This is a genomic window from Nonomuraea sp. NPDC049378 (assembly GCF_055586745.1).
On the sequence record NZ_JBVJHP010000011.1, the window covers coordinates 296,203 to 322,401 of the forward strand.

Consider the following 26,199-nt stretch of genomic DNA (forward strand, 5'->3'; position numbering starts at 1 on the left):
AGTGGGGGGAAACGGGTTTCTCCTTCTCTCTGCTCTCCCCCCCCGCCCCCCCCCCCCTCCCCCCCCCCCCCCCTCCCCCTCCCCCCCCCCCCCCCCCCGCCCCCCCCCCCCCCCCCCCCCCGGCCGCCCGCCCAGGCGGCCAGCCTCGACAACAGCGCGACCAGCACGCCCGCGAGCGCGCCTCCCACCAGCAGCACCGTCGGCCACGGCACCACGCCGGCGGTCGGGAGCGGCGGCTGCGGCAGGCGCAGGTAGTCCATCGCGAACAGCACGCCCAGCCACAGCGCACCGGCCACCATGGCCGCGAACACCAGCCACTGCAGCGCGTTCACCGCCCGCCACCACCGAGGTCGCCTGGTCGCGCCGGCGGACGTCCTCGCGACCGCCCGGTCCACGGCGTCCGCCAGCTCCTGGGAGCGCGAGCGCGCCGCGTGCCGCACCGCCGCCGCCCACGGGCCGGGCAGCCCGGACGCGGCCGCCTCGCCGACGTCCCTGATCGCCGTCTCGACCTGAGCCCGCTGGACGGCCGACGCCGCCGGAACCGACGTGCGGCCCACGATTTCGCTCCCAGGCTCCCCGCCCGGCCCTTCGATCTCCCTGCCCGCCGCGCCGGTCACGCCACCGGCCACCGCGCCCTGCGGGGCCATGCCGTCGACGCGCAGCCTCCTGAGCGGGTCCGGCCGGAACCTCCTGAGCCACCTCGTGACCGGCCACCCGGTGGCGACGATCGCCCGGTGCCGGTGCCCCTTGGCCACGGCCTCCACGACCAGCGGCACCCCTGCCGCCTGCGACAGCGCCCCGGTGAGCGCCCTGCCCAGCCCTCCCGTCAGCTGCGCCGCCCCCTCCGTGCCCCGCCCTGAGGAGCCCGGCTTCTCCGCCGCACCCGGCAACCCCTCCGAGGCCCGGCCGGCGGTGGTGAGGTGGGTGGCGGCGGTCGTGACGTCGGCGGCCAGGCGGGCGGACCACGACTTACGTTCGGAGACCCGGTCCTGGAGGAGCGAGCGGAGCCGGGACAGCCCCGTCCCGGTCCTGGCGGAGACGGCGAGCACCGGAACGCCCTGCATCCCGTCGTCGTCCAGCAGCCGGCGCATGTCGCGCAGGCAGCGGTCGACGGCCTGCGCGGGCAGCCGGTCCACCTGGTTGAGCACCACCACCGTCACGTCCCGGTGCGCGGCCAGCGGGCGCAGGTAGCGCTCGTGCAGCGCCGCGTCGGCGTACTTCTGCGGATCCACCACCCACACCAGCAGGTCGACCAGCTCCACCAGGCGATCCACCTCCAGTCGGTGGGAGAGCCGGATGGAGTCGTGGTCGGGCAGGTCCAGGAGGATGAGGCCGGACAGGTCACCGGCGCCGGCCGCGTGGCGCTGCGGGACGTCGAGCCAGTCCAGCAGCGGGCCCGCGCCCTCGCCGTCCCACAGAGCCGCCTGCGCGGTCGAGGTCGTCGGCCTGGTGACGCCCACGGCCGCCAGCTCCGCACCGGCCAGGGCGTTGTAGAGCGACGACTTGCCGCTGCCGGTCGCCCCCGCCAGCGCGGCCACGGTGTGGTCGACCGACAGGTTGCGACGTGCCCCGGCCCGCTCGGCGACCGAACGCGCGCCGGACACCGCCTGCTCGGGCAGCCGCCCCTCAGCCAGCGAGGCCGCCTCGAGGAGGGCGGCGAGCCTGGAGTCGAGAGACGGGCCCTCCTTACGGCGCAGCAGCTTCACGGCCTCTCCTCGGGGTCAGGCGGCGTCGGACCTTGCACGGGCCCGACGACCGGAAGCTCGGCGGTGGGTGGTTCCGCCGGTCCGGCGAGTTCGGCGGCGGGTGGTTCGAGGGCGGGCGCGGGGAGTTCGGTGCGGTGGGCCTGGATGCGCTCCAGTGCCGTACGCAGCGCATCCGCCGTGTCCGCGGGCGGCTCGACCACCTCCAGCTGGGCGGTGAACCGGGCCGCCTCCTCGGCCAGCAGGGTGCGTACGCGCTCGCGCAGGTCCTCCCTGGCCCGCACGGTCAGCGTCCGTACCGCCTGGTCACCGAAGACGGCCTCCAGCAGTTTCTGCGTCAGCACGCTCGTCCCGCCGGCGATCCCCACCTCGATCCCGGTCAGCCCTCCTGTGGAGGCGAACACGGCCAGCATGAGCAGCAGCCCGGCCCCGTTCACCCCGAAGGACGCCACGCGGGCGGCCGTGCGCTTCTCTGCGCCCTCCTCGCGTACGAGGTCCAGCACGAACTCCTGCCACCCGCGCACCGCGACCTCGGCCCGCTTGGCCAGGTCGGGCGAGGCGCGGCCGAGCCGGGCGGACTCGACGGCGCCGAGCCGTTCGAGCAGCCCGGGGCCGCCGGGCGCGGCGGACCACCCCTCCAGGGCACGCTCCGCGGCGCCGTCGGCCGCGCCCCTGACCAGCGCCCCGACGCCGCTCTCCAGGGCGTCTCTGAGCCTGACCTCCGGCACCCGTCCCGTGAAGAAGCCGACGACGCGGTCGCGCAGCCAGCCCACCCGGCTCTCCAGCGAGCGCATGAGGTCGCCGGTGCCGATGAAGTCCTGCCAGCGGGCCAGCACCTCGCCGCGCAGCAGCGACCCGTCGCGCATGCCCTCGTCGAAGTCGGCCATGCCGCCCGCGTAGGCCGCCGTGACGATCGAGCGCAGGCCGTCGAAGGCGGCGCGCTGGCGGTCGACGGCTCCGGCCAGCGACGGCACCCGGATGGCGAGGCTGTCGAGCGCCCCCGACAGCGTCTGGCGTACGACGCGGGACCTTTCCGCGGCGTCGGAGGCCAGCCCCGCGAGCCAGGCGGCGATGGGCCGCACCATCTCGCGGGGCAGCCGGGCCTTCTCGTCGGGGAGCGGCGCCTCGGTGACGGTGAACAGCCGGGTGTCCGCCAGGCCGTTCTCGGCGAGGAGGCGGGACAGGTCGCGCGAGACGGGGTCGAGGGCGTCGGGCGGCACGCGGTCGAGGACGACGGCCAGCGCGGTGCTGCGTTCGCGGGCGGAACGCAGGAAGCCCCACGGCACCTCGTCGGCGTAGCGGGCCGCGGTCGTGACGAACAGCCACAGGTCGGCCGCGGCCAGGAGCTGGGCGGCGAGTTCCCTGTTGGCGGTCACCACGGAGTCGATGTCGGGCGCGTCGAGCAGCGCGAGCCCGGCGCCGAGCGCGTCGGACGTCACCACGCGCAGCGTGCCGGGGCCGGCGCCGGTGCCGCGGGACAGGCCGGGAAGCACGTTCTGGCCCATGAACCAGTCGCGGTCGGCGGGGCTGACCACGAGCGTGGGCACCAGCGTCGTGGGCCGCAGCACGCCCGGCTCGGCGACGTCGGCCCCGACCAGCGAGTTGACCAGCGTGGACTTGCCCGCGCCGGTGGATCCGCCGACGACGGCGAGCAGCGGCGCGTCGAGGGAGCGCAGCCGGGGCAGCAGGTAGTCGTCGAGCTGGCCGGTCAGCTCGCGCAGTGCGCGCCTGTCGGCCGCGGTCTCCCCGATCGCCAGCGGGAACAGCTCACGGTCGAGGGGGCGGCGCAGTGTCTCCAACGCGCCCAGCAGGTCCATGAACCCCACGCTACCCAGCGTGAACCACATTCACCGGCCGCGGAGCCCGAGGTGTCGCGCGCTCAGCCCGCGGGCGGCTCCCTCAGCACGTAGCCGACGCTACGGAGCGTGTGGATGAGCCGCGGCTCGACGTCGTCGACCTTGCGCCTGAGATAGGAGACGTACGACTCGACCACGCCGGCGTCGCCGCCGAAGTCGTAGTTCCAGACGTGGTCGAGGATCTGCGCCTTCGACAACACGCGCCCGGCGTTGACCATGAAGTAGTGCAGCAGCTTGAACTCGGTCGGCGACAGCCGCACCTGCCTGCCGCCCCGCCACACCTCGCGCGCGTCCTCGTCGAGCTCCAGGTCGGCCACCTTGAGCCTGCTGGCGGGCCCGCCCTCCCCGCGGGTGCGCCGCAGCACGGCCCGGATCCTGGCCTGCACCTCTTCGAGGCTGAACGGCTTCGTCACGTAGTCGTCGCCGACCCGCAGCCCGGCGATCTTGTCCTCGGTGGCGTCGCGGGCCGTCAGGAACAACACGGGCGTGCCGATCCGCTTGGCCACCTCGAAGCCGTCGAGGTCCGGCAGCATCACGTCGAGCACGACCAGGTCGGGCGAGGCGCGTTCCGCCACCTCCACGGCCTCCTGACCGTCGGCGGCGGTCAGCACCTCGAAACCGGAGAAGCGCAGGCTGGCGGAGAGGAGATCCCTGATGCTGGGTTCGTCGTCCACCACCATGATCAGCGCCTCGGGTTTCGTCACCTACTCAGCGTGACAAAATCACCTGAGGGTTTGCTGAAGGCTCACTCCAAGGCGAGTGGGAGTTCCACCCGGAAGGTGGAGCCGTCCTCGGGCGAGCTCTCGACCGTCACCGTGCCGCCGTGCGCCTCCACCAGCGCCTGCACGATCGCCAGGCCGAGCCCGCTGCCCCGGTCCTCCCCCGACCGGCGCGACCGGGCGGAGTCGGCCCGGTAGAAGCGTTCGAAGACCCGTTCCAGCTGGTCGGGGGTGAGGCCGGGGCCGCTGTCGGCGACCTCGATGAAAAGCGTTCCGTCGCCGGCCCCGGCACGCACGGTGATCGGCGAGCCCGGCTCGGTGTGGATGATGGCGTTGGTGACGAGGTTGCTGACGATCTGCCGCAGGCGCACCTCGTCGCCGGCGACGATCAGGGCGGCGCCGCCGATCACGTCGAGCTTCACCGCGCGGTCGGGCGCGAGGATCCTCGCATCGTGTACGGCGTCCGCGGCCAGCGCCAGCATGTCGACCGGGCGCATCTTCAACGGCCGCTGCTGGTCCACCCTGGCCAGCAGCAGCAGGTCGTCCACGAGCAGGCTCATCCGTCCCGCGGCCTTCTCCACGCGCTGCATCAGCTCGGCGGGGTCGGCGCCGGGGTTCTGCCTGGCGTACTCGGCGAAGCCGCGGATGGAGGTCAGCGGGGTGCGCAGTTCGTGGGAGGCGTCGCCGACGAACTCGCGCATGCGCACCTCGGAACGCCGGGCCGCCGCCTCAGAGTCCGACCTGGCGGCGAACGCGGTCTCGATCTGCGCCAGCATCCCGTTGAGCGACCTGGCCAGCCGGCCCACTTCGGTACGCGGGTCGCCGTCCGGCACCCGCCGGCCCAGCTCGCCGGCCGCGATGGCCTCGGCCGTGCGCTCGATCTGGCCGAGGGGGCGCATGCTGCGCCGTACGATCGTGATGCCCACGACGGCCAGGATGAGCAGGATCCCGCCGCCGCCGAGCAGCTCGATGAGCACGAGCCGCCGGGTGATGGCGTCGACCTCCTCCAGGTCCACCGCGACGACCAGCGTGCGCCGGCGGACCATGCTCTCCAGCACCCGCCACTCGCCGTTGCCCCTGATCGCGGGCGCGTTGTAGGGCTCGGCTCCCGGCGCGGACTGCAGGACCGGCTTCGGTTTCAGGTCGACGTCACGGTCGATCAGCATCGGCTCGAACGTGCCGCCCGGCTCCTTGACCAGGACGATCGCGTCGGACTCGATGGCGATCGGCCGGTCGGAGGTCTCCCTGTCCCTCTTCCAGTCGCTCAGGACCTTCTTGTGCATGCGCAGGCTGAGCAGGTGGAGCTGGCTGTCGACCCGGTCGATGAGGTAGCCGTGCAGCACCGAGACGCTCACCAGGCCGATGAACGTCATGCCGAACCCCAGCAGGGCCAGCATCGACGCGATCAGCTTGATCCGCAGCGGCAGGCCGCGCATCACGGGTTCGGCGGCAGGCGGAGGACGTAGCCGACACCGCGCAGCGTGTGGATGAGCCGCGGGCTGCGGTTGTCGATCTTGCGGCGCAAGACGGACACGTACGACTCGACGATGCCCACCTCGCCCCTGAAGTCGTAGTCCCACACGTGGTCGAGGATCTGCGGCTTGGACAGGACCCGGCCGGCGTTCGTCATGAAGTAGCGCAGGAGCTTGAACTCGGTCGGCGACAGCGCCACGGCGTTGCCACCGCGCCACACCTCGTGGCTCTCCTCGTCCAGCTCGATGTCGGCGAACGTCAGCCTCGGCGGCGGTGACTGCGGCTCCCCGCTCGTACGGCGCAGCACCGCGTGGATCCTGGCGATCACCTCCTCCAGGCTGAACGGCTTGGTCACGTAGTCGTCCCCGCCGATCGTGAGCCCGCGGATCTTGTCCTCGGTCTCGTCACGGGCGGTCAGGAACACCACCGGCGTGTGCAGCCCACCGCCGCGCAGCCGCCTGACGATCTCGAATCCGTCCAGGTCGGGCAGCATGACGTCGAGGACCATGAGGTCGGGGCGGTGCCGCTGCACGGCGGCCACGGCGTCGAGGCCGCTCTTGGCCGTGGTCACGTCGAAACCCGCGAACCTCAGGCTCGCGGCGAGAAGCTCGAGGATGTTCGGATCGTCCTCGACGATCAGCAGGCGTGCTTCCATCACCTTCAAGGATGCACTCATCGGACGGGTGCCGGGACAATTCCGGCAATGTGCCGGGCAATGGCCAGGCTGGACGTGGCGGCGGGTGAGGGCGCGTTACGTACGAGCACGACCGGGCCGTGTACGTCCACGACGAAGTCGTCGACCATGCGGCCGTCCCGCGCCACGGCCTGGGCGCGTACGCCGCCTTCGGTTCTTTCCAGGTCGGAGGCGGTGAGGGCGGGGACGTAGCGGCGGGTGGCGCGGAGGAACTCGCGTTTGACGAGGGAGCCGTGGAGTTCTTTGAGCCCGGTACGCCAGTGGGCGCGGGCCAGACGTAGCGTCCCCGGCCAGCCAAGAATTTGCCGAAAATTGCAGTAATTTCGCCATCGCACGGCAGAACCGTAGCCCTCATAAGCCAGGGCGAGCACCGCGTTCGGCCCGGCCAGCACCCGGCCGTCGGTCTGCCGCGTCAGATGGACCCCCAGGAACGGATAGCGCGGATCGGGCACCGGGTAGATCAACCCCCGGACGAGGTCCTTCGCCGCACCCTGGAGCGCGTAGAAGTCACCCCTGAACGGGACGATCCTGACGTCTCCCGGCGAGCCCGCCATCCTGGCCACCGCGTCGGTGTTCAGCCCGCCGCACACGACCAGGCGGTCGAAGACGAGCCTGCGCTGCCCGGCCAGCACCTCCACGCCTCCCGGGCGTTCCCTGATCGCCCTGACCGGGTGCGCGAGGCGTACGGACCCGCCCAGCTCCGCGACGTCCTGCGCGAGCCGGCGCGCGACCGCAGGGAAGTCGCAGATCGCGGTGTGCGGCGAGTGGATCGCGCCGACGCCGACCGCGTGCGGCTCGATCTCGCGCAGCGCCAGCCCGTCCAGCTCGGAGATGCCCGGCACCCCGTTGGCCCTGGCCCGCTCGGCCAGCGCGCCCAGCCGCGGCCGCTCGGCCGCGGTGCTCGCCACGACCAGCTTCCCGACCTCGACGTACGGCAGCGCGTGCGCGGCACAGTAGTCCTTGAGCAGCGCCACGCCCTCGCGGCACAGTTTCGCCTTCAGCGAACCCGGAGGGTAGTAGATGCCCGCGTGGACGACGCCGCTGTTGTGCCCGGTCTGGTGAGCGCCGACGCGGTCTTCCTTGTCGAGCACGGTCACCTCGGCGCCCCTGGTCCTGGCCAGCTCCCGCGCCACCGCCAGGCCCACGATGCCCGCGCCCACGATCCCGATCTTCTCCGTCACATGACAATTTTCCGACTTACCGCCCTCCCCCGCCATATCCGGACGAATCGAACATGAGTACGATGTCGCCATGTACGTTCCGCCGGAGTGGCCGCCCGAGGTCCGGCCGCCGAGCGTGCCCGACTGGGAGACCTCCGCGGTGGCCTGGCTGCTCGACGCGGTGCCCCCCGACTACCGCGCCTACGAGGTGCTCAGACGGCACCCGATCGCGCTCGCCAGCATGGCCAGGCACCACGTCGCCTCGGCCGTCGAGGCCGCCCGCGCGGGCTACCGGGCGGCGGCCGTCGACCTCAAAGGACACCTGCCGCCGCACACCATCGAGGCGGTGCTCGACGTGTACCGCGAGGAGGGCCCCCGGCTGGTCCGGCTGTCACGCTCCATCGAGGTGGTGGAGCGGGCGCTGCGCGGCGACCTGTTCACCTCTACGCTGCGTGGACGCGGGCGGCCGGCAGGTCCCCCGCCGCGCTGAGGCCGGACGTCCTGACGCCGGGCCGCGAAGTCGGCGTGCTGTCACCGACAGGCCACCATTCGTGACCTCCCCACTACGATGATCGCGGACCATGACGGGCGGCACATGTGCCGTTAGAACGCGCGAGGAGTGCGGATGCAGCCCAATCCACCGCAACCCAGGTTCCCCCAGTACGGGCAGCCGCCGATCGCGGGCGGACCCGCGCCGTGGGGTGGCGGGCCGAGCCCGCTGGGGCCGCCGCCCAGGCCGAGGGCGAACGTCGTGGCGGCCATGATCGCCGGCATCCTGGGGCTGTTCACTGCCGGCATGCTCGTCTGGTTCGCGCTCTACAACGTCGTCCACGCCAACGGGCCGGCCGGCATCTGGAACGGCGTGGTGGTGGTGAACGTGGTCGGCGGCGTCATCGGCGCCGGGCTGGTGGTGGTCGCAGCAGGGTTCACGTTCGCCCGCAGGATCCCCGGCGCGTGGACGCTCTGCGTGCTCTGCGTGCTCTACGTGGTGGCGACCTTCGTGGCGCCGCTCCTGCGCGGCACGCCCTTCAGCGCTCAGCTCGCGTTCGTCTTCGGCTTCGACAAGACCAACAGCGTCGCCATAGGACTGGCGATCATCTTCTGCGTTCTGACGACGATCATTGCGGCGATCGCCGGCAGCGTGAAGTCGTACGCACCCGCCACCGCCACGATGCGGCACCCCGGCCGATGACGGCCCTCAGCGGGTGCGGCGGGCGAGAAACGTGATCACGCCCACGGCGGTGGCGGCCGCGGCCAGCCAGATGAGAACGTCTTTGATCGTCAACCCGGACGCGCCGGCGCCGGCGGCCACCTCGTCAGGGCTCTCGTCCGGGGCCTGTTCCTGCGCCTCTTCCGGGGTCGGAGTGGGAGTCGGGGTGGCCCGCTCGGGCAGCGGGACACGGTAGACCGGGCTGCGCGGCCCCTCCGAGCCGACCAGCAGCGCCGTGCCGTCGGAGGTGTAGGCGATCGACTCGGCCTGTTCGAGCTCCGGCATCGTCACCTTGGCGATCGTCTCGCCGGAGGGCCGGTAGAGGGTCGCGGAGAAGTAGGTGCGGATGACGTACGACGAGCCGTCGGGGGCGTAGGCGGCGTCCGTGGCCATGAGGGGGGCGCTGGCGACCTTGCGCAGGATGTTCGTCCGGCCGGTGCGGAGCTTCTTCGGCGCCGCGTAGACCGAACCGGCGAACTCCTTGGACACCACGTAGAGCCGGCCGGTCCTGGGGTTGATCATGAGCCCTTCGGCGTTGCGGGCTCCGTCGGCGTAGCGGAAGCGGTAGCGGGTGGCGGGCAGGCTGGCGCTGCGCAGCGTCTGCGGCTCCATCACGCGATAGACCGAGATGTCGGGCCAGGCGCCGTCCAGGTTGTCGCCGATGTCGGCGAACCACAACACCCCCCGGCCCGTCTCCGGGTCCTTGGTCGCCGCCATCGCCTCCCAGTCTCGCGCCTGGGCGCCCTGCACCTGGAAGGTCGCTTTCGTACGGCCCCTCCCGTCGACGGCGTAGAAGGTGGGGGCGGCGGCGCTGTCGTTGTGCGTGTAGAAGACGCCTTCGTGCGTCGGCGACACGGCCAGGCCGCTGGACTCCGTGATCGCGGGATCGCGGAAGGTGAAGAGCTTCTCCGTGCCGTCGTCCGCCGCGTAGGCGGGAACGGCGGACAGACAGCAGATCGCCGTGACGACCGCGAGCATCCTGATCACGACATCCCCCACGCCGCCATCATGCCCCACCCACCGGCCACCCGGTCCGCACGACAGCACCGGCAGCCGCATCGGTGAAGACGCAACGTCAAGGTCTCGGGACGCTCCGACAAGGACATTCGCGCCGGCCAAGCTAACCTGACCGAATGATCATCACTAATCGCCGTTTGGCCACCGTGTTCGCCGCGACCGTGCTGGCGGGAGGCGGGGCACTCATGGCCGCGCCCGCCGCCGGCGCCGCCACCTCATCCGCGGCCGCGGCCGTCATCTGCCCCTACCAGGTGAAGACGAAGACGACTCCCAAGTGGCTGTCCGCCACCACCGTCTACATCAAGGGCTGGTGGAATTACCAGGACATCGTCAGCGTCTACCAGGGCTCCGGCAAGTTCGGCCGGGTGAAGACGACCTCCGGCTACTGGGCCACCGCGACCGACCTCACCAGCGCGGGACAGTGCCGCTCCTGAGTCTCAACCGGCCACCTTGGCGCCGTGGCGGTGGAAGCCGGTGCCCTGCAGCATCACCAGCAGCACGTTGGCCACCGCCATGGCCGCCCACAACCCGGTGATGCCCCAGGTCCTCGCCACGGGCACGGCGGCCAGGACCAGCAGCCCGTACCAGCGGGTACGGCGGGCGCGAAACATGATCACGCCCACGGGCGGTGGCGGCAGGAGAGGCCCGTTCGTCCGTGCAGCGGAACACGGTGGACCGGACTGCGCGGCCCCTCCGAGCCGACCAGCAGCGCCGTGCCGTCGGCGGCGTAGGTGACCGACTCGGCCACACGACAGGCGCCACGCCCGAGTGGAGGCAGCGCTAATAATCTCGCTACCCGCCGCTAAGGACATCGTCGCGGGCCGCGGCCTAGCCTTTCGGCATGATCACAAAAACGAGCCGTCTGGCTGTGATGCTCGCCGCCACCGTGATGGCGGGGGGCGCGGCGCTGGCCACCGCACCCGCCGCCGGCGCAACCACCTCGACCGCTACCGCGGCCACCCAGTGCCCCTTCGAGGTGACGAAGAAGACGCCCCGTTACAAGGGCTCGACGGGCAGCAAGGCCGACGGCTATTTCAGCAAGGGAGCCATCGTCTACGTCACGTCGGGCTCGTTGACGAACGGGCGGCTGCAGGTCTCCCCGTACTGGGTCGACAAGGACCACGTCAAGGGCACTGGTGGGGCGTGCCGCGGATGAGCCGGTCCTGAGCCTCAACGGGCCAGCCTGGCGCTGTGGCGGTGGAAGCCGGTGCCCTGGAGCACCAGCAGCAGCACGTTGGCCACCGCCATGGCCGCCCACAACCCGGTGATGCCCCAGGTCCTCGCCACGGGCACGGCGGCGAGGACCAGCAGCCCGTACCCGATGGCGAAGTAGCCCAGGCTGGCCCCCGAACGTTTGAGCGCGGTGAGCCCGGTCCCCTGCACGGCCTGGGCCGCGTCGGCCATCGACGCCAGCGCCATGAGCGGGAGCAGCGCGAGCACGCGCTCGCGTACCCCGGGATCGTCGCTGAACAGCGTGACCAGCGCCGGGCCGAACCCCAGCAGCAGGCCCGCGCCGGCGAGCGAGGCCGCGAGGGCGAGCAGGGCCGCCGTCCTGTTGGCCCGCCGCGCCCCTGCCGGGTCGGCGGCGCGGGCGATCTCCGGGACCGCGACCTGGCCGATGGAGAGCGAGGCCATCATCATGAGCGCGGTGAGCGTGGTCAGCACGGCGTGGGCGGCGGTGTCACGCGCGCCGGTCCCGCCCGCGGCGAGGGTGACGACCCCGAGCACCGCGAATTTGATCAGTACGGTGCCCGCCAGCGGCACGCTCACCCTCGCGAGCTTGACGATCTCGCCGATCCGTGGTCTGGCCTGCCCGATCGGGCCGCCGAGCGCGCGACGCAGCAGGAGGCTCGCCACGACCGCCGCCGCGACTCCCCCGGCCACCCACGCGATGCCCACACCGGTCAGCCCGAGCGACGGCACCAGCGCCACGGTGAGGACGCTCAGCAGCAGCCCGAAGGTCAGGGACGGCCAGAGCACGCTGCGGTTGCGCCCGAGCGCCACCAGGATGGTGCTCGCGCCGCCGGTGGAGGCGAAGACCACGAGGTAGACCGCGACGAGGTACGGCAGCGCGCCCAGCTCGCGCACCACTGCGCCGGGCACCCCCGTGGCGTGCGCCAGCAGCGGAACGCAGATCACCGCGAGCGCCCCGGCCGCGCCGGCGGCCATGCTGAGCCAGCGCGCGTCCCGCACGATCGGCACGGCCGCCGCGGGCGCGTCCCTGTGCTGGGCGACGAACGGCCCCAGCCCGCGCAGCGCGCCCTGCACGGTCGCGGACGCCGGGTTGAGCACGGCGGTCATGACCGCGAAGGCGGCGAGGGCGACGGTGTCGTACCGGCCGAGCACGGAGGTGACCACCAGCGAGCCGATCATGCCCGTGACCATGGCCAGGAAGAGCGGAACGGCCGCCCTGAGCAGGGCGATCACAGGGAGAGACGGCGCAGCAGGGAATGCCCCATTTCTCGATAGATCACGACTGGATCCTATGGCCTGGAGCGCACTCCAGGTACTTAGGGTTGAGAGCATGGATTACGTCAATCTCGGACGCAGCGGCCTCCAGGTGAGCCCGCTCTGCCTCGGCACCATGAACTTCGGCCCGCTGACCACGGAGGAAGACTCCTTCGCGATCATGGACCGGGCTCATGAGCTGGGGATCAATTTCTTCGACACCGCCAACGTGTACGGCTGGAAACTCGGCGAGGGCATCACCGAGAACATCATCGGCCGGTGGTTCGCTCAAGGCGGCGGGCGCCGGGAGAAGACGGTCATCGCGACCAAGCTGTACGGCGGGATGAGCGACTGGCCCAACGACCAGAAGCTGTCGGCGCTCAACATCCGCAAGGCCTGCGACGCCTCGCTGAAGCGGCTGCAGACCGACTACATCGACATCTACCAGGCCCACCACGTCGACAGGAACACCCCGTTCGACGAGTTCTGGGAGGCCATGGAGACCCTGCGCCAGCAGGGCAAGATCATATACGTGGGCTCCTCCAACTTCGCCGGCTGGCACATCGCCAAGGCCCAGGAGAGCGCCGCCAGGCGCAACACCACCGGGCTGGTCAGCGAGCAGTCGCACTACAACCTGCTGACCCGCGCGGTCGAGCTGGAGGTGCTGCCCGCCTGCGAGGACTACGGCCTCGGCGTGATCCCGTGGAGCCCGCTGGCCGGCGGCCTGCTCGGCGGCGTGCTGCGCAAGATCGACAAGGGCCGGTCGGCCTCGGACGCCGTGGTCAAGCAGCTCGAGAAGCACCGCGACCAGATCGAGCAGTACGAGAAGTTCTGCGACGAGCTGAACGAGGACCCGGCGTACGTGGCCCTCGCCTGGCTGCTCAAGCAGCGGGCGGTCACCGCACCGATCATCGGCCCGCGCACGCTGGAGCAGCTCGACGGCAGCATGCGGACCCTGGAGATCGAGCTGGACGAGGCCGCGCTGGCCCGGCTTGACGAGATCTTCCCCGGCCACCGCACCGCGCCGGAGGACTACGCCTGGTAGTGCTCAGGTCAGCAGGGCGCCGACCACGACGATCAGCAGCAGCAGGCCGAGCACGATGGGCAGCAACCAGGAACGAGGACGATCCACGCCCTGGAGCCTAGCCCCGCTCGGAGGGTGCGAGCGCCCATTCGGCGAGTGACTCGTACCTCACCTGCGGTCCGGTGTGGCTGCGGACGAGACGGACGCGCTCCGCCCGCCACGGCGAGCCGCTGAATCCCGACAGCGACTCGATCAGCGGGCGGAGGTCCGTCTCCGTCTTGGCTCTGGCCAGCGTGAGGTGCGGGTGGAACCGTTTGCCGTCCGTCTGCCCGGCCCCCGCCCGGCGGGCGCCGGCCTTGACGGAGTCGGCGAGCCGGGTCATCGGGTCGCCCGTTACGCCCACCCACAGGACCCTGGCCCGGCGGGCGGACGAGAACGCGCCGAAACCGTCGAAGGCCAGGTCGAGCACGCTGTAGCGGCGCACGGCACGGGCCAGGCGCAACTCCAGCTCGGGCAGCGCCCGCTCGGGCACCTCGCCGAAGAAGGCCAGCGTGATGTGCCAGGTGGCCCGGTCGGGCCAGCGCAGGCCCGGCACCTGCCCGACGTGCGGCGCTATCGCGCGGGACACCTCGTCCAGCGCCTCGTCGGGCGGCACCAGGGCCGCGAAGAGCCTCATGCCATCCGATTGTGCCCCGTGGCGGGGAGGGGTCGCTCAGGCCGTGGCGAGCGACGGCCTGCGTACCCGCGAGCTGATCAGCCGCGTCACGAGGACCGCCAGCCCTGTGCCCGCCAGGACGAGCACGCCCGACAACATCACGCCCGTACGCGGCCCGCCGAGCTCCGAGAGCCAGCCGATGAGCGGCGCGCCGAGCGGCGCCCCGCCGGTGAAGACCAGCATGTAGATGCCCATGACCCGCCCCCGCATGTCGGGGGAGGTGGCGAGCTGGACGCTGGCGTTGGCGGCCGTGTTGATGGTGATCAGCGCGATGCCCGTGGGGACCAGCAGCAGCAGGTAGACGGGGTAGAACGGGGCCAGCGCCGTCGCGATCTGGAACAGGCCGAAGCCGATCGCCCCGGCGAAGAGCACCTTGCGCGACAACCGTGCCCTGCGCGCCGCCAGCAGCGCCCCGCCGAGCGCGCCCACCGCGAACATGCTGGAGGCCAGGCCGAACGAGGACGCGCCGGCCTTGAACACCTCGCGTGCCATGAGCGCGATCGACATCGAGAACGACTGCGAGAACATCGACACGAACCCGATGAGCAGCACCGGCATGAGCAGTTCTTCGTGCCGCACCACGTAGCGCAGCCCTTCGCGGAGCTGGCCCTTGGCCCTGGGCACGCGCTCGGAGACGTTCAGCTCCGAGCTGCGCATGAAGACCAGGCTGGAGATCACCGCGCCGAACGTCAGCGCGTTGACCAGGAAGATCGGGCCCGTCCCGCCCAGCACGTAGATCAGCAGACCGGCGAGCGCCGGGCCGACCACGCGGGCCAGGTTGAAGATGGAGCTGTTCAGGGCGATCGCGTTGGACAGGTCGTCACGGCCGACCATCTCGACCACGAACGCCTGCCGCGTCGGCACCTCAACGCAGGAGATCATGCCGAGCAGGAACGCCATCGCGTACACGTGCCACACCTGGGCCGCGCCGGTCATCGTCAGCACGCCTATGGTCAGCGCGAGCGAGGCCATCAGCACCTGGGCGCCGACGAGGATGGGCCGCTTGGGGTAGCGGTCGGCCAGCACGCCGCCGAACATGCCGAACAGCAGCATGGGCAGGAACTGCAGCGCGGTGGCCGTGCCGAGCGCCGCCGCGCTGCCGTTGGTCAGGTCGAGCACCAGCCAGTCCTGGGCGGTGCGCTGCAGCCAGGTGCCGACGTTGGAGACGGCGCCCCCGGCCGCGAACATGCGATAGTTACGAACCCTGAGCGACCGGAACATTCCGGTCCTGGGTTCTTCAGGCTCCTCTAGATCCGGCTGAGCTTCTCCAGGATGGGCGCCGCCTGCCGGAGAATCGCCCTCTCCTCGGGGGAGAGCTCTTTCAGCCGCTGTGTCAGCCACGCCTCTTTGCGGCGCCGCTCCTCCTTCAGCAGCTTCTCGGCGGCCTCGGTCACGGTCACGGTCACCTGGCGCCGGTCGGTCGGGTGCGGATGGCGCGCGACCAGGCCGCGTTCCTCGAGCTTGGCGATCACACGCGTCATCGAGGGCGGCTGCACCTTCTCGAGCTCGGCCAATTCGCCGGGGGTTATCCCGAAATGCTGTTCCGTCTGGCTGTCGTGCCCGCTTTGCTGCTCGTGGGGTGGCGAGCTCCTGCGCTCGATGGCGGCGAGGGTCGCGAACTGGGTGGGCGTCAGCGAGTGCGCCGCTGCCTGTCGTCGTAGGCGCCTGGTCAGCCTTGCCAGAGAAACGCGCAAGGCCGAAGCCAGGCCTGCGTCGCTGCGCAGGTCCGTCTTGTGCTGGGGTTTGGTTAGCATGAGTCATTACCTTTGCTAACTATAGGCGAAGGCAGGATATTTCCCTAACCGGTTTTTGCCCTCCTGGATACCAGGAAGCCGTCCCGCACGCGCGAGACGGCTCCCACCTGCTCAGACGCCGAAGAGCGCGCGGATCGGTCCGATCGCGAAGTAGAGCACGAAGAGGATCGTGACCGCCCACAGCAGCGGATGGATCTCCCTCGCCTTGCCCCGCACCGCCTTGATCAGCACGTAGCTGACGAAGCCGGCGCCGATGCCGTTCGAGACCGAGTAGGTGAAGGGCATGACCACGACGGTGAGGAACGCCGGAATCGCGATCTCGTAGTCGTTCCAGTCGATGTCGCGGATCGAGGTCATCATCAGGAAGCCGACGACGACCAGCGCGGGGGCCGCGGCCTCGTACGGCACGACCGTGACGAGCGGCGCGAAGAAGATCGCCACCAGGAACAGCAGGCCGGTGACCACGCTCGCCAGCCCCGTGCGCGCGCCCTCGCCGACGCCGGCGGCCGACTCGATGTAGGTGGTGTTGGAGGAGACGGAGCCCGCGCCGCCGGCCGCCGCACCGATCGAGTCGACGAGCAGGATCTGCTTCGTACGCGGGAGCGTCCCGTCCTCCTGGATCAGGTTCGCCTGGCGGCCGACGCCCACCATGGTGCCCATGGTGTCGAAGAAGTCAGTGATGAGCAGGGTGAAGACGAACAACACGGCCAGCAGCACCGATATCCGGCTGAACGCCCCGAAGGGGTCGAACTCCGTGAACAACACCAGCGGGTTGTGGAAGCCGAGGATCTGCTCGGGCATCGTGGGCACGTTCAGCTGCCAGCCGCCGGGGTTCTCCGCCGAGAACGCGCCCGAATCGGTGAGCAACTCCACGATGATCGCCAGCACGGTCGTGCCCGCTATGCCGAGGAGGATGGCGCCCTTGACCTTCCGCGCCACCATCGCCGCCGTGGCCAGCAGCCCGACCACGAACACGAAGATCGGCCACGAGGTGAGGTTGCCCCCGATGCCCATCTCCAGCGGCGGCCCGGCCGGCACCCGCCGTACGAATCCCGCGTCCACGAAACCGATCAGCGCGATGAACAGGCCGATGCCGACGCTGATGGCGGTCTTGAGCTGGGCGGGAATGGCATGGAACACCGCCACCCTGAGCCCGGTCAGCACCAGGATGGCGATGATGACGCCTTCGAGGAAGACCAGGCCCATGGCCTCCTCCCACGTCATCACGCTGGCCAGGTTGAACGTGACGAAGGCGTTCAGGCCGAGCCCGGCCGCCATCGCGAAGGGCACCCGGCCGATGACGCCCATGAGGATCGTCAGCACCCCCGCCACGAAGGCGGTCCCGGCCGCGACCAGCGCCACGTTCGGCGTCGTGCCGTCACCGATGACCTGCTTTTCCACGTCCGTACCCGTGGCAATGATGATCGGGTTCAGCACCACGATGTAGGCCATGGTGAAGAACGTGGCCAGACCACCCCGCACCTCGCGGGAGACGGTGGAACCTCGTGCGGAGATTGCGAAGAAATGATCTATTTTGCTACGTGTGTCGCTCACGACGCGAACAGTGGCAGGCGCGGTGAGCTGCGGAAAGAGCCAGTAATGATTTCGAGACCCGATTGCAAGCTAGGGTGGACACGTGAAGCAGCAGTGGCACCCCGACCCTGAGCCGATCAAGACCAACGACACCGCCGCCGTGGCCGTCGGCACCGCCGTGTGGGCCGTCGCCCTGATCGCCCTGCTGATCGTCAATCCCGCCCCGGAGAACACGTGGTGGATCTGGACCTGCGTGACCGGGGTCGCCTTCGGCCTGTTCGGCATCTGGTTCGTGCGCAGGCCCGGCCGGGAGTGACCGCAGTGGTCCGTTCCGGCTGACATTCGTCATCTCCCGCTGCTCCTCGAAGTCACCCCCAAGTGGTGTTTCCGCCCACTACGTCAGCACTTCTCCGGTGAACCATGCTTATAGGCATGAAGAAGCCCATAGCGACATTCCTCCTGGGCGCGGCGGTTCTCACGGCCTGCGGCACCACCGGCGAACCCGCCCCGGCTGCCAAGGACAAGGACAAGGACACGGGAAGCGTGGCCTGGGCCCAGTGCACGGATCTGGTGGGCCCTGACGGCAAGCCGATCCCCCCGCCCGCCGGCACCGAGTGCGGCACGATCGAGGCCCCCCTCGACCACGCCGACCCCGGCGGAGAGAAGATCGACCTCGCCCTGATCCGGATGAAGGCCACCGGCGACCGCCTCGGCTCGCTCGTCTTCAATTTCGGCGGTCCCGGCGCGTCAGGAGTGGACACGCTGGCGCTGGCCGGCCGGGCCTTCGCCGACCTGAACCAGCGCTACGACCTGGTCAGCTTCGACCCGCGCGGCGTCGAGCGCAGCGCCGGCGTCAAGTGCGGAGGGCAGGTCGACAAGCTTCTGTCCGCCGAAGCGGAGGCCGACGCGGACCGGCTGGCCAAGGAGTTCGCGCAGGCCTGCAAGAAGGACTCCGGCAAGATCCTGCCGCACGTCGGCACCGTGAACGCCGCCAAGGACCTCGACCTCATCAGAGCCGCGGTCGGCGACAGGCAGCTCAACTATTTCGGCTTCTCCTACGGCACCCACCTCGGCGCCGTCTACGCCACCCACTTCCCCAAGAACGTCGGCCGTTTCGTCCTCGACGGCGCCTTCGACCCGACGGTGACCTTCGATGAGCGCGCCGTCATCCAGGCCACCGGCTTCGACCAGGCCTTCGACGCCTTCGCCAAGGACTGCGTGGCCCAGAGCTGCGAGCTCGGCGCCGACCCCGCGGCCGTCGAGAAGACCGTCGAGACCCTGGTCGACAAGCTCAAGACCGAGCCGCTCAAGGTCGGTGACCGCGAGCTCACCTACAGCATGGCCCAGCTCGCCGTCATCACCCCGCTGTACGCCAAGGCGAGCTGGCCGGTGCTGGAACAGGCCGCCGCCGCGGCGCTCAAGGGGAACGGCACCGCCCTGCTCGCCCTGGCCGACTCCTACACCGGCCGCAAGGCCGACGGGACGTACTCGACGATGATGACGAGCCTGCAGGCCATCAACTGCGCCGACAACGCGGACCGGCCCACGGCCGCCGAAACCGCCAGGACCAACGCCAAGGTCAAGAAGATCTTCCCCATCCTGTCGGTCGAGGGCTCGGGCGAGGCGTGCGCGCACTGGCCGGTGCCCGGGAACGACGACGCCAAGCGCGTCGACGCGACGGGCTCCGCGCCCATCGTCGTGGTCGGCACCAAGGGCGACCCGGCCACCCCCTACCGGTGGGCCCCCGCGCTCACCGAGCAGCTCAAGACCGGTGTCCTGGTCACCTACGAGGGCGAGGGCCACGGCGCCTACCTGACCGGCAACGGGTGCGTCATGAAGACGGTGGACGCGTACCTGCTGGAGGGGAAGGTGCCCGGCGAGGGCACCACCTGCGCCGCCTGACCTCTCCGCGATCGCCGCACCCCCACGCGCCACCGGACGCGCGGGGGTGCGCCGGGCCCTGACCTGGGACCCGCGGTGACACGGCCGGGAGGGGTTCGGTCGAGGGAGGACGCGGGGCCGGGCACGTGAAGGGCGGGGCGCCGGCCGGGGTCAGGAGAGGTCGGCCTCGGCGAGCAGGAGAGGAACCGCCTGGGGATCACGCAGCAGGGCGGCCACCGCGAGCCGGTCGTTCCACTGCCCCGTGGCCCACGCCAGCCCTCTGGCCAGCCCGTCGACCCCCGTGCAGTGCACCGCCCCCTCGAAGAACCGCCACGAGCACTCGACCCCGTCGACGAGCAGTTTCTCGTGCTGGACGTACGTCTCCGGCGCCGTGGGCAGCAGGGAGCGCACCTCGCGAGGCACCTGCAGGACCTCACCCTGGGAGGTGACCTCGCCGGAGGCGAGCTCTCCCGCCAGCGGCAGGTCGAGCAGCTCCGACAGCGCCTCGGCCAGGTCGTAGGGGGCGAGCACCAGCGGCCGGTCGGTGACGAGCTGCAGCAGGTCGGGGGCTTCGACCACCACGACGTCGTCGGCCGGGGCCACCACGATGGAGCCCTTCTGCACCGTGCGCACGCGGGAGGGCGGCGCGACCCTGGAGGGATCGACGGCGGCCAGGGCGACCCACAGGGCGCGCAGTTGCGCCCGGTCGACCTCGATCGACTCGTCGGCCATGAGGTCGAGCAGCTCTTCGGGACCGCCGTGGGAGTCGAGCAGCGCGGGCAGCGTGGTGCGTACGCCGAGCATGGACAGGGCGCCCTCGTCGAGGCCCGCGGGAGCGTCGGCGTAGAGGCCCTGCAACAGGGGGTCGGCGCCGGGGAGCCGCAGCTCCAGCGGCCTGCGCCCGCCGAGCACGGGGTGGCGGGCCAGCCACCACGCGGTGTAGGAGGGCACCTCCACGCCCTCGACGCGCAGCGGGTGGAGGGCGGCGCGCAGCGGCGGCCTGGTCAGCAGCTCGAGCGCGGCCGGCCAGTCGGCCACGAGCTCCAGGTCGCGCACCGCCACGAACTCTGGCACCAGCGGCGGCACGTCGAGCTCGGGCAGCAGGTCGAGCACGTGGTCGAGCCAGTCGTCCTCGCCGTCGAGGTCGTGGTCGCACTCGTCCTGGTCGAGCAGCACGTCGGACTCGTGCACGAGCGCGAAGCCGTCGAGCACCCCGGCGGCCGCGAGCACGCGCGAGCCGTAGGTCTCCGCCAGCTCCGAGGCGGCCACGCCGAGGTGGGTGTCGGGCTCGATCAGCCCGGCCAGCGCCCCGTCGGCCAGCATGAGCTCGCCCGCGGGATAGAGCTCGCCATCGGTGCCGCGCAGGGCCAGCTCGGCCAGCCACGGCGCCTCGCCGGGCGCCAGACCGGACGCCTCCACCAGGGACAACACGGCCCGCGCCACCGGCTCGGGGTCGGGGCTGTCGAGCGACTGCGCGACGGCGGCCTTGGTCAGCGGGTCGTCGAGGATCGTCCGGGGCGTGGCCTCGGCGGCGCCGAGCCGCAGCAGCGCGGGATGGGCGGCCTCCGGGTGCACGATGCGCAGCCCGAGCGGCGTCAGGTCGAGGTCGGCGCCGCCGTCGGTCAGGATGAGCGTACCGCGCGGCCCTCGCACGAGCCGGCCGTCGGTGAGCGGCACCGGCAGCGCGCCCAGCGACTCGGGATCGTCGACGGGCAGCACGTCGTAGAGCGAGCGCCACCACGCCGGCTCGCGCGCCTCCACGGCCTCACCGGACAGCAGGTCGACGACGTCGGCCAGCTCGACCCTGCGCACGCCCAGCGACGTCATCGCCGGATGCCTGGCCGGCCATCCGGCGGGCAGCAGCCCGGGGACGAAGCCGGCGACCGTCTCGAGCAGCTCGGCGGAGGCGCCCGCCACGACGGCGGCCTCGCGGCCCGCGACCACCCATCCGTCGTCGCCCGGCTCGGCCGCCGGGTGCTCGACCCGCCACTCGGCGTCGGGCTCGTAGACCTCTGCCTCGGCGAACGTGGGTGTCTGGACGGCCGGCGCGGGCGCCGACAGCGCGGGCAGCAGCGGCGTCTCGGGCAGCCGGGCCAGCACGGCCCTGCGGATGCGCGCGTCGAGCTCGCCCTTGCCCATGAGGGACGGGACCAGGTCGAGCAATCTGGACGTGCGCGGCAGCTCCTGGAGCAGCCGGACGTAGGCGTCGGCCACCCGCTCGACCAGGAAGCCGGTGAGCAGGCCCTTGGCGACGTGGCGGCGGTCGGTGGCCATCGGGAACGACGCGATCAGCAGCGCGGGCAGGTCGAGCGGCTCGTCGCTGGGCGTGGGCGCGTGCACGACGGCCGGCACCGTGCCGGGTGGCGAGCCCGGCTCGCCGGTGCCGGTCACCGGGACCGCCCAGCGCAGCGACCAGTAGGGGCGGGCACGCTCTTCGGTGGGCCTGTCGGCGAAGAGCCTGCTCACCTCGTCGGGCGTGAACTCGCCCGACTCCGACACGACGTGCCAGCCGTCGGCGACGACCGTGCGGACCGACCCGTCGACGTCGATCTCGATGGACTCCAGCGCGGGCATGCCGAGCAGCAGCGCGGGGCTGGTCTCGGTGAGCATCCGCCGGACCGCGTCGACGGCGGCCTGGTCGCGCAGCGGAAGGCGGACGAGCGTGTCGAAACCGTCGGGTACGTCGAGCGGCGGCGCGTCGTACGGCAACCGCAGCAGCGGGACGTGCCCCGAGCGGTCGGCCAGCTCGGAAGCCAGCTCGGGGATCTCCGCCACCGCGGCGGAGGTCTCGGCGCGCGACCAGCGCACGGAGCCGTGCCCGCGCGAGCCGATGGCCGGCTCGTCGCAGACCGAGACCACGGCCGCGAACCCGACGCCGAAGCGCCCCGCCGCGCCGGCGTCGTCACGCTTGCCGGAGACGCGCAGCGTCGACAGGCCCTCGACGCCCGTGGCGTCGAGCGGCGCGCCGGTGTTGGCGGCCGTCAGCACGCTGCCCTGGAGGGTCAGCCGCAGCACCCCTGGCACGCCCGCCTGCAACGCCGCGTCGGCGGCGTTCTGCGCCAGCTCGACGATCAGCCGGTCGCGGTAGCCGCCGAGCGCGAAGTCCTCCTCCGCGTTGGCGTCTTCGCGGAACCGGGCAGGCGAGGCCGTCCAGGCGGAGAGCACGGCCGCTCGCATCCGGTCGGTGCCGTAGGTGTCGCTCATCTATCACGATCCTGGTGTGAGGGTAGGGGGCCACCGTAGGTTAGCGGCCTTCACCGACAGGTGAGGCGCATCCGCGCCCCACCTACCCTCACGCCGCCGCGCATGCGCCCTGAGGGATCGCCGACCTCCCCAGCCGCGCGGGCGGCTCGGAAGTGGCCCAGCCCTCGGCCGGGCCCTTCACGCCGCCCCCGCAGGTCAGGAGTGGCCGAGCTCCTCGGAGGCGGACGCGTCGACCGAGCCCGTTTCCTCCTCCATCAGGTCGTAGCCCAGATCGTCGAGGATGGGGATGGCCTGCTCCATGGGGGCCGGCAGCACGGCGGCCTCCGAGTGGGCGCCGCAACCGTGGTCGGCGGCCACCACCTTGCCGTCGTCAGGCGCGTATTCGTTGGCGCAGACGCCGAACGACAGCCGGAGCTCACCCGCGAGCAACCAGTAGAAGCCGCAGGTGGAGCACTGCGCGGGAGCGGCGTGTGCGATCGGAGTGTGCGGCCCGTGCTCGCCCGCGTGCCAGCGCCTGGCAGCCCGGTCTCTGCCGATGGCCGAGAGCACACGGGCTCGGCCCAGGCCGTATTCGAAAACCATCTGGCGGTCGGTGTCATCGTCGGTCTCGGTGAAACCCGGCACCAGCCTGTCGTCGTCGTCCGCGGTCGGCAGCAGATCACCCACGCCGAGGTCGCCCGGCCGCAGCCGCTCGCTCCACGGCAGCCACTCGGGCGCCAGCAGCGCCCCCGAGCCGGGCAGGAGGACTGCCTCGCTGACCGTGACCTTCTTCGCGCGGGAGGCACGCGTGACGGTGACGGCCCAGCGCCAGCCGCGATAGGCGCGGTCGAGGCAGGCGAAATAGTGGGTGACGATCCGGTCGCCCTCGCCTTCGTAGCCGAGGTGCTCGCCGGGCTCGCCCGGGCGCGCCAGCTCCTCGGCCGCGGCGCGCGCCAGATCGACCGCGGCGACACAGGCCTGGTCGGGAGCGGAGACGCGGGCCCTGGTGCGGCTCATCGGACCGCCTCCGCCAAAAGGTGCTGTTCGCTCACACTTCATTCTCACCCATGGCGGGACCTAAGAGTCCCACAACGGGGGATCCCGCTCCGAGATCGCGGGCGAATCGGGTAAGACTGGTAGGCGTGCAGGGAGGCTGGGAGCGGGCGCGCGAGGTCTCGCGGCGGATGGCGCACGGCGTCGCCGACGCGGGTCGTGCCACTCTGCGCGCGAGCAGGGCCACGGCCAGCGGCACGGCGCGGGCGGGCAAGGTCACCGCGAAGGGCGCGCAGAAGGTCGGCCGGGCCACGCGCCGCCTCACCCACGCCGACGGCGCCGGCCGCACCGGGCTCGGCCGCCTGATCGAGCTGTCGGCGGGCAACAGCGCGAGCGACGCGCTGGTCACGGTGGCGCTGGCGAGCACGGTGTTCTTCGGGGTGCCCGTGGGTGAGGCGCGCGGCTCCGTCGCTCTCTACCTCGTCATCACGATGTTGCCGTTCGCGCTGCTGGCGCCGTTCGTGGGGCCGATCCTCGACAGGTTCAGGTCGGGGCGGCGCTACGTGATAGCGGGCACGCTGTTCGGGCGGGGCCTGCTGTGCTTCGCGATGGCCGCCGCGGTGGGGCCCGGCGACCTGCCGACGTTGTTCATCGGGGCGCTGGGCGTGCTGGTGTTGTCGAAGGCGCACAACGTGTCCAGGGCGGCGATCATGCCCAGCGTGCTCCCCGCCGACATCACGCTGGTGTCGGCGAACGCGAGGGTGGCGCTGTTCACGCTGGTCGCCGCGGGTGTGGCGGTGCCGGTCGGGGCCGGGCTGACCGCGTGGCTGGGCAGCGCGGCGGTGCTGCGCGTCGCGATGGTGGCCTTCCTGCTGCTCGGGGTCGCCGCCGTACGCCTGCCGCGGCACATCGACTCGCCCGACCTGGAGGAGGAGGGCGCCGCGCCACGCTGGCGCACCCTGCTCAAGGTGGGCCCCACGGTCGCCGAGGCCGTCTGGGCCAACGTGGCCGTCCGGGTCTTCTCCGGGTTCCTGCTGTTCTTCCTGCTGTTCCTGGTCCAGGACCGCGCGGTGCCGTGGCTGGCGGCGACGCAGTCGCAGGCGGCGGCCGACCCGTTCTTCGACATCCCCAGGACGATCGCGCTGCTCGCGGCGGCGGCCGGGCTGGGCGGCCTGGCGGGCGCCGCCGTCGCCAACTGGACCCGCAACCACGCGCCGCAGCTCATCGTGCTGGCCACGCTGGCCGTGACGAGCGTGACCACCATCCTGACCGCGATCTTCTTCGGCCTGTGGGCCGCGCTGGCGATCTCGCTGATCACGGCGTTCGCGCAGGAGCTGGGCAAGCTGGCGCTCGACGCGATCGTGCAGCGGGAGATCGGCGAGGAGGTGCGCTCGTCGACGTTCGGCGTGGTCGAGGCCGTGCTCCAGCTCGCCTGGGTGTTCGGCGGGCTGGCCGGGCTGCTGCTCTCGCTGTCGGAGAGCAGCACGGCCGGGCTGGTCACGCTGGCGGTCGCGCTGACCGCCGCGCTCGCGTGGCTGCTGGTCTCCAGGATCAGGCACAGGCGCGCCGCCGACGCCAAGCTGCACCGGCGGCGCGCCGAGGCCGCGGCCGACCAGCACCAGCACCAGCACCAGCACCAGCAGCGCCAGGACACCCTCGACCCGACCAAGCCGCTGACCAATCCCAACGGCTGAACGCGTTACGCGTCGAGGTCGTCGGCGACCGCCCGCAGCACCTGCGCGATCTTCTTGGTGTGCGCCGCGTCGGGGTGCTTGCCCCGCTGGTAGGAGGTCGACACGCCGTCGAGCAACTTGATCAGGTCTTCGACGATGACCACCATCTCGTCCGGCTTCTTCCGCTTGCCCTTGGGCTTGGCCTTGGCCAGCGTCGGCGGCTGCTCGAGGATCCGGACCGAGAGCGCCTGCTGGCCCCGGCGGCCCTCGGCCACGCCGAACTCGACCTTCTGGCCTGGCTTGAGCGGGCCTGCGCCGGTGGGCAGCGCGGATGAATGCACGAAGACCTCACCGCCGTCGTCGCGGGTGAGGAAGCCGAATCCCTTGTCGGCGTCGTACCACTTGACCTTGCCACTCGGCACAGGAGGACCTCGTTCAAACAGTCGAAAACGAAGGATGGATGAATGTAGGTTATGCCCCGAAGAGCGCCAGGGCGACCGGGTAAATGGCGGTGAATTACCCAAGTTCCGCTTGGGTGCGCCAGCCGGCGAACCAGGCGGCGAAATCGGTCAGGTCGGCCAACGCCACGTCCGCTCCGTGATCTCGCAGCTCTCCAACCGTGTACGGGCCCGTCGCGACCGTCACGCTCACCGCGCCGCCCGCACGTGCCGCTTCGATGTCCGCGACATGGTCACCAACATAGGCCGCCGCGCCGAACCGCGCGAGTGCCGATCCCTTCCCGGTGCCGAACGCCGAGCCGACCACCTCGTCCACGGGCAACCCCAGCAGCTCGACCGTGCCGATCGCGTCCCTGAGGTTCTTGGCGGTGACCACGATGACCCGCCCGCCGGCCGCGTGGACGGCCTCGATCGCGTCGTACGCACCCGCCATCGCCGTATGCACCGGGACGCCGAGTTCCGGATATATCTGACGGTAAAGATCGGCTGCCGCGGGCACCGCCTCGAGCGGCAGCCAGTTGGCCAGCTCCCTCTCCAGCGGAGGGCCCAGCCTCTCCACGATCGCCGCGCTGTCGAAGGGCACACCGAGGCGGACGGCCAGCTCGTCGTACGTGGCCGCGATCCCCGCCCGCGTGTCCGCCAACGTCATGTCAAGGTCGAACCCCACTGAAGTCACCACATGAGAAGGATGCCAAACAGTGCTCA

25 protein-coding genes are annotated in these 26,199 nt (G+C 71.6%); 8 read left to right on the top strand and 17 right to left on the bottom strand.

Annotated features, from left to right (window positions below; genetic code table 11):
• From ACZ6SA_RS25035 to lhgO, 6 genes are all read right to left on the bottom strand, one after another.
• Positions 1 to 1,706 (bottom strand): YfjP family GTPase (locus ACZ6SA_RS25035; protein WP_465830752.1); only part of this gene is annotated, 1,706 nt, incomplete at its 3' end.
• Positions 1,703 to 3,520: a GTPase family protein gene (locus ACZ6SA_RS25040; RefSeq protein ID WP_465830754.1), complete on the bottom strand. Its 1,818-nt coding sequence runs from the start codon at positions 3,518 to 3,520 to the stop codon at positions 1,703 to 1,705. The genes ACZ6SA_RS25040 and ACZ6SA_RS25035, both read right to left, overlap by 4 nt.
• A 62-nt stretch (positions 3,521 to 3,582) precedes the next feature.
• Positions 3,583 to 4,239 carry a response regulator transcription factor gene (locus ACZ6SA_RS25045; RefSeq protein ID WP_347645859.1) on the bottom strand — a complete coding sequence of 219 codons (657 nt, stop codon included), beginning with the start codon at positions 4,237 to 4,239 and terminating at the stop codon, positions 3,583 to 3,585.
• Positions 4,240 to 4,304: 65 nt separating this feature from the next.
• Positions 4,305 to 5,714, bottom strand: a complete 1,410-nt coding sequence (locus ACZ6SA_RS25050) for a sensor histidine kinase (protein ID WP_347645606.1) — start codon at positions 5,712 to 5,714, stop codon at positions 4,305 to 4,307.
• Entirely contained in the window at positions 5,714 to 6,406 is a 693-nt protein-coding gene (locus ACZ6SA_RS25055) for a response regulator transcription factor (protein WP_347645605.1), read from the bottom strand. Before ACZ6SA_RS25055 ends, ACZ6SA_RS25050 begins: the two co-directional genes overlap by 1 nt.
• Before the next feature lie 17 nt (positions 6,407 to 6,423).
• Positions 6,424 to 7,662, bottom strand: a complete 1,239-nt coding sequence (gene lhgO / locus ACZ6SA_RS25060) for an L-2-hydroxyglutarate oxidase (RefSeq protein WP_465830757.1) — start codon at positions 7,660 to 7,662, stop codon at positions 6,424 to 6,426.
• A 34-nt stretch (positions 7,663 to 7,696) separates the two neighbouring features.
• On the opposite strand from lhgO, the gene ACZ6SA_RS25065 reads away from it, so the two are divergent.
• Positions 7,697 to 8,095 (top strand): hypothetical protein, encoded by a 399-nt coding sequence (locus tag ACZ6SA_RS25065; protein WP_347645603.1) that lies wholly within the window; start codon positions 7,697 to 7,699, stop codon positions 8,093 to 8,095.
• Positions 8,096 to 8,230: 135 nt separating this feature from the next.
• Positions 8,231 to 8,797, top strand: coding sequence for a hypothetical protein (locus tag ACZ6SA_RS25070; RefSeq protein ID WP_347645602.1), 567 nt, complete (start codon positions 8,231 to 8,233; stop codon positions 8,795 to 8,797).
• A 6-nt stretch (positions 8,798 to 8,803) separates the two neighbouring features.
• Here the strand turns inward: ACZ6SA_RS25070 and ACZ6SA_RS25075 are convergent, their stop codons facing one another.
• Complete coding sequence (locus ACZ6SA_RS25075) at positions 8,804 to 9,814, bottom strand: hypothetical protein (protein ID WP_465830760.1); 1,011 nt, start codon at positions 9,812 to 9,814, stop codon at positions 8,804 to 8,806.
• A 134-nt stretch (positions 9,815 to 9,948) separates the two neighbouring features.
• Between ACZ6SA_RS25075 and ACZ6SA_RS25080 the strand changes: the two genes are divergently transcribed.
• Complete coding sequence (locus ACZ6SA_RS25080; protein ID WP_347645600.1) at positions 9,949 to 10,266, top strand: hypothetical protein; 318 nt, start codon at positions 9,949 to 9,951, stop codon at positions 10,264 to 10,266.
• A 3-nt stretch (positions 10,267 to 10,269) separates the two neighbouring features.
• Here ACZ6SA_RS25080 and ACZ6SA_RS25085 read toward each other — a convergent pair whose 3' ends face one another.
• Complete coding sequence (locus ACZ6SA_RS25085) at positions 10,270 to 10,449, bottom strand: hypothetical protein (protein WP_465830762.1); 180 nt, start codon at positions 10,447 to 10,449, stop codon at positions 10,270 to 10,272.
• Positions 10,450 to 10,673: 224 nt separating this feature from the next.
• On the opposite strand from ACZ6SA_RS25085, the gene ACZ6SA_RS25090 reads away from it, so the two are divergent.
• Complete coding sequence (locus ACZ6SA_RS25090) at positions 10,674 to 10,988, top strand: hypothetical protein (RefSeq protein WP_347645598.1); 315 nt, start codon at positions 10,674 to 10,676, stop codon at positions 10,986 to 10,988.
• A gap of 14 nt (positions 10,989 to 11,002) precedes the next feature.
• Here the strand turns inward: ACZ6SA_RS25090 and ACZ6SA_RS25095 are convergent, their stop codons facing one another.
• Complete coding sequence (locus tag ACZ6SA_RS25095; protein ID WP_465830765.1) at positions 11,003 to 12,259, bottom strand: MATE family efflux transporter; 1,257 nt, start codon at positions 12,257 to 12,259, stop codon at positions 11,003 to 11,005.
• A 97-nt stretch (positions 12,260 to 12,356) separates the two neighbouring features.
• On the opposite strand from ACZ6SA_RS25095, the gene ACZ6SA_RS25100 reads away from it, so the two are divergent.
• A complete protein-coding gene (locus ACZ6SA_RS25100; RefSeq protein WP_347645596.1) occupies positions 12,357 to 13,325 on the top strand; it encodes an aldo/keto reductase in 969 nt (322 codons plus the stop codon).
• Between the two features lie 97 nt (positions 13,326 to 13,422).
• On the opposite strand, the gene thpR is transcribed toward ACZ6SA_RS25100, so the two are convergent.
• The 4 genes from thpR to ACZ6SA_RS25120 form a co-directional block, all read right to left on the bottom strand.
• The gene (gene thpR, locus ACZ6SA_RS25105; protein WP_465830767.1) at positions 13,423 to 13,980 is read right to left on the bottom strand and encodes an RNA 2',3'-cyclic phosphodiesterase; all 558 of its coding nucleotides are present in this window, start codon (positions 13,978 to 13,980) and stop codon (positions 13,423 to 13,425) included.
• Between the two features lie 36 nt (positions 13,981 to 14,016).
• Positions 14,017 to 15,240, bottom strand: coding sequence for an MFS transporter (locus ACZ6SA_RS25110; protein ID WP_347645594.1), 1,224 nt, complete (start codon positions 15,238 to 15,240; stop codon positions 14,017 to 14,019).
• Positions 15,241 to 15,266: 26 nt separating this feature from the next.
• Positions 15,267 to 15,773, bottom strand: a complete 507-nt coding sequence (locus tag ACZ6SA_RS25115; protein WP_465830769.1) for a MarR family winged helix-turn-helix transcriptional regulator — start codon at positions 15,771 to 15,773, stop codon at positions 15,267 to 15,269.
• A gap of 111 nt (positions 15,774 to 15,884) precedes the next feature.
• Complete coding sequence (locus ACZ6SA_RS25120) at positions 15,885 to 17,327, bottom strand: NCS2 family permease (protein WP_347645592.1); 1,443 nt, start codon at positions 17,325 to 17,327, stop codon at positions 15,885 to 15,887.
• Between the two features lie 82 nt (positions 17,328 to 17,409).
• On the opposite strand from ACZ6SA_RS25120, the gene ACZ6SA_RS25125 reads away from it, so the two are divergent.
• Both ACZ6SA_RS25125 and ACZ6SA_RS25130 read left to right on the top strand, forming a co-directional pair.
• Positions 17,410 to 17,622: a DUF2530 domain-containing protein gene (locus ACZ6SA_RS25125; RefSeq protein ID WP_347645591.1), complete on the top strand. Its 213-nt coding sequence runs from the start codon at positions 17,410 to 17,412 to the stop codon at positions 17,620 to 17,622.
• Between the two features lie 116 nt (positions 17,623 to 17,738).
• Positions 17,739 to 19,208, top strand: coding sequence for an alpha/beta fold hydrolase (locus ACZ6SA_RS25130; RefSeq protein WP_465830772.1), 1,470 nt, complete (start codon positions 17,739 to 17,741; stop codon positions 19,206 to 19,208).
• Positions 19,209 to 19,358: 150 nt separating this feature from the next.
• Here the strand turns inward: ACZ6SA_RS25130 and ACZ6SA_RS25135 are convergent, their stop codons facing one another.
• Both ACZ6SA_RS25135 and ACZ6SA_RS25140 read right to left on the bottom strand, forming a co-directional pair.
• Positions 19,359 to 22,391 (bottom strand): sacsin N-terminal ATP-binding-like domain-containing protein, encoded by a 3,033-nt coding sequence (locus ACZ6SA_RS25135; protein ID WP_465830774.1) that lies wholly within the window; start codon positions 22,389 to 22,391, stop codon positions 19,359 to 19,361.
• Between the two features lie 195 nt (positions 22,392 to 22,586).
• On the bottom strand, positions 22,587 to 23,387 hold the full coding sequence (locus ACZ6SA_RS25140; protein WP_465830776.1) for a DUF3027 domain-containing protein: 801 nt from the start codon (positions 23,385 to 23,387) through the stop codon (positions 22,587 to 22,589).
• Positions 23,388 to 23,512: 125 nt separating this feature from the next.
• On the opposite strand from ACZ6SA_RS25140, the gene ACZ6SA_RS25145 reads away from it, so the two are divergent.
• Positions 23,513 to 25,057: an MFS transporter gene (locus ACZ6SA_RS25145; RefSeq protein ID WP_465830778.1), complete on the top strand. Its 1,545-nt coding sequence runs from the start codon at positions 23,513 to 23,515 to the stop codon at positions 25,055 to 25,057.
• Positions 25,058 to 25,062: 5 nt separating this feature from the next.
• Here ACZ6SA_RS25145 and ACZ6SA_RS25150 read toward each other — a convergent pair whose 3' ends face one another.
• Together ACZ6SA_RS25150 and ACZ6SA_RS25155 are read right to left on the bottom strand one after the other, a co-directional pair.
• Complete coding sequence (locus tag ACZ6SA_RS25150; protein WP_347624328.1) at positions 25,063 to 25,458, bottom strand: cold-shock protein; 396 nt, start codon at positions 25,456 to 25,458, stop codon at positions 25,063 to 25,065.
• 94 nt (positions 25,459 to 25,552) lie between these two features.
• A complete protein-coding gene (locus tag ACZ6SA_RS25155; RefSeq protein ID WP_347645586.1) occupies positions 25,553 to 26,173 on the bottom strand; it encodes an HAD family hydrolase in 621 nt (206 codons plus the stop codon).
• Positions 26,174 to 26,199 lie beyond the last annotated feature (26 nt).

Excerpts from the sequence above, each read along its gene's own strand:
- ACZ6SA_RS25055 (WP_347645605.1), bottom strand. The coding sequence starts at position 6,406 with ATGGAAGCACGCCTGCTGATCGTCGAGGACGATCCGAACATCCTCGAG.
- ACZ6SA_RS25065 (WP_347645603.1), top strand. The coding sequence starts at position 7,697 with ATGTACGTTCCGCCGGAGTGGCCGCCCGAGGTCCGGCCGCCGAGCGTG.
- ACZ6SA_RS25140 (WP_465830776.1), bottom strand. The coding sequence starts at position 23,387 with ATGAGCCGCACCAGGGCCCGCGTCTCCGCTCCCGACCAGGCCTGTGTC.
- ACZ6SA_RS25130 (WP_465830772.1), top strand. The coding sequence starts at position 17,739 with ATGAAGAAGCCCATAGCGACATTCCTCCTGGGCGCGGCGGTTCTCACG.
- ACZ6SA_RS25135 (WP_465830774.1), bottom strand. The coding sequence starts at position 22,391 with ATGAGCGACACCTACGGCACCGACCGGATGCGAGCGGCCGTGCTCTCC.
- ACZ6SA_RS25070 (WP_347645602.1), top strand. The coding sequence starts at position 8,231 with ATGCAGCCCAATCCACCGCAACCCAGGTTCCCCCAGTACGGGCAGCCG.
- thpR (WP_465830767.1), bottom strand. The coding sequence starts at position 13,980 with ATGAGGCTCTTCGCGGCCCTGGTGCCGCCCGACGAGGCGCTGGACGAG.
- lhgO (WP_465830757.1), bottom strand. The coding sequence starts at position 7,662 with ATGGCGGGGGAGGGCGGTAAGTCGGAAAATTGTCATGTGACGGAGAAG.
- ACZ6SA_RS25115 (WP_465830769.1), bottom strand. The coding sequence starts at position 15,773 with ATGCTAACCAAACCCCAGCACAAGACGGACCTGCGCAGCGACGCAGGC.
- ACZ6SA_RS25080 (WP_347645600.1), top strand. The coding sequence starts at position 9,949 with ATGATCATCACTAATCGCCGTTTGGCCACCGTGTTCGCCGCGACCGTG.
- ACZ6SA_RS25045 (WP_347645859.1), bottom strand. The coding sequence starts at position 4,239 with ATGGTGGTGGACGACGAACCCAGCATCAGGGATCTCCTCTCCGCCAGC.
- ACZ6SA_RS25110 (WP_347645594.1), bottom strand. The coding sequence starts at position 15,240 with ATGTTCCGGTCGCTCAGGGTTCGTAACTATCGCATGTTCGCGGCCGGG.
- ACZ6SA_RS25050 (WP_347645606.1), bottom strand. The coding sequence starts at position 5,714 with ATGCGCGGCCTGCCGCTGCGGATCAAGCTGATCGCGTCGATGCTGGCC.
- ACZ6SA_RS25040 (WP_465830754.1), bottom strand. The coding sequence starts at position 3,520 with ATGGACCTGCTGGGCGCGTTGGAGACACTGCGCCGCCCCCTCGACCGT.
- ACZ6SA_RS25090 (WP_347645598.1), top strand. The coding sequence starts at position 10,674 with ATGATCACAAAAACGAGCCGTCTGGCTGTGATGCTCGCCGCCACCGTG.
- ACZ6SA_RS25100 (WP_347645596.1), top strand. The coding sequence starts at position 12,357 with ATGGATTACGTCAATCTCGGACGCAGCGGCCTCCAGGTGAGCCCGCTC.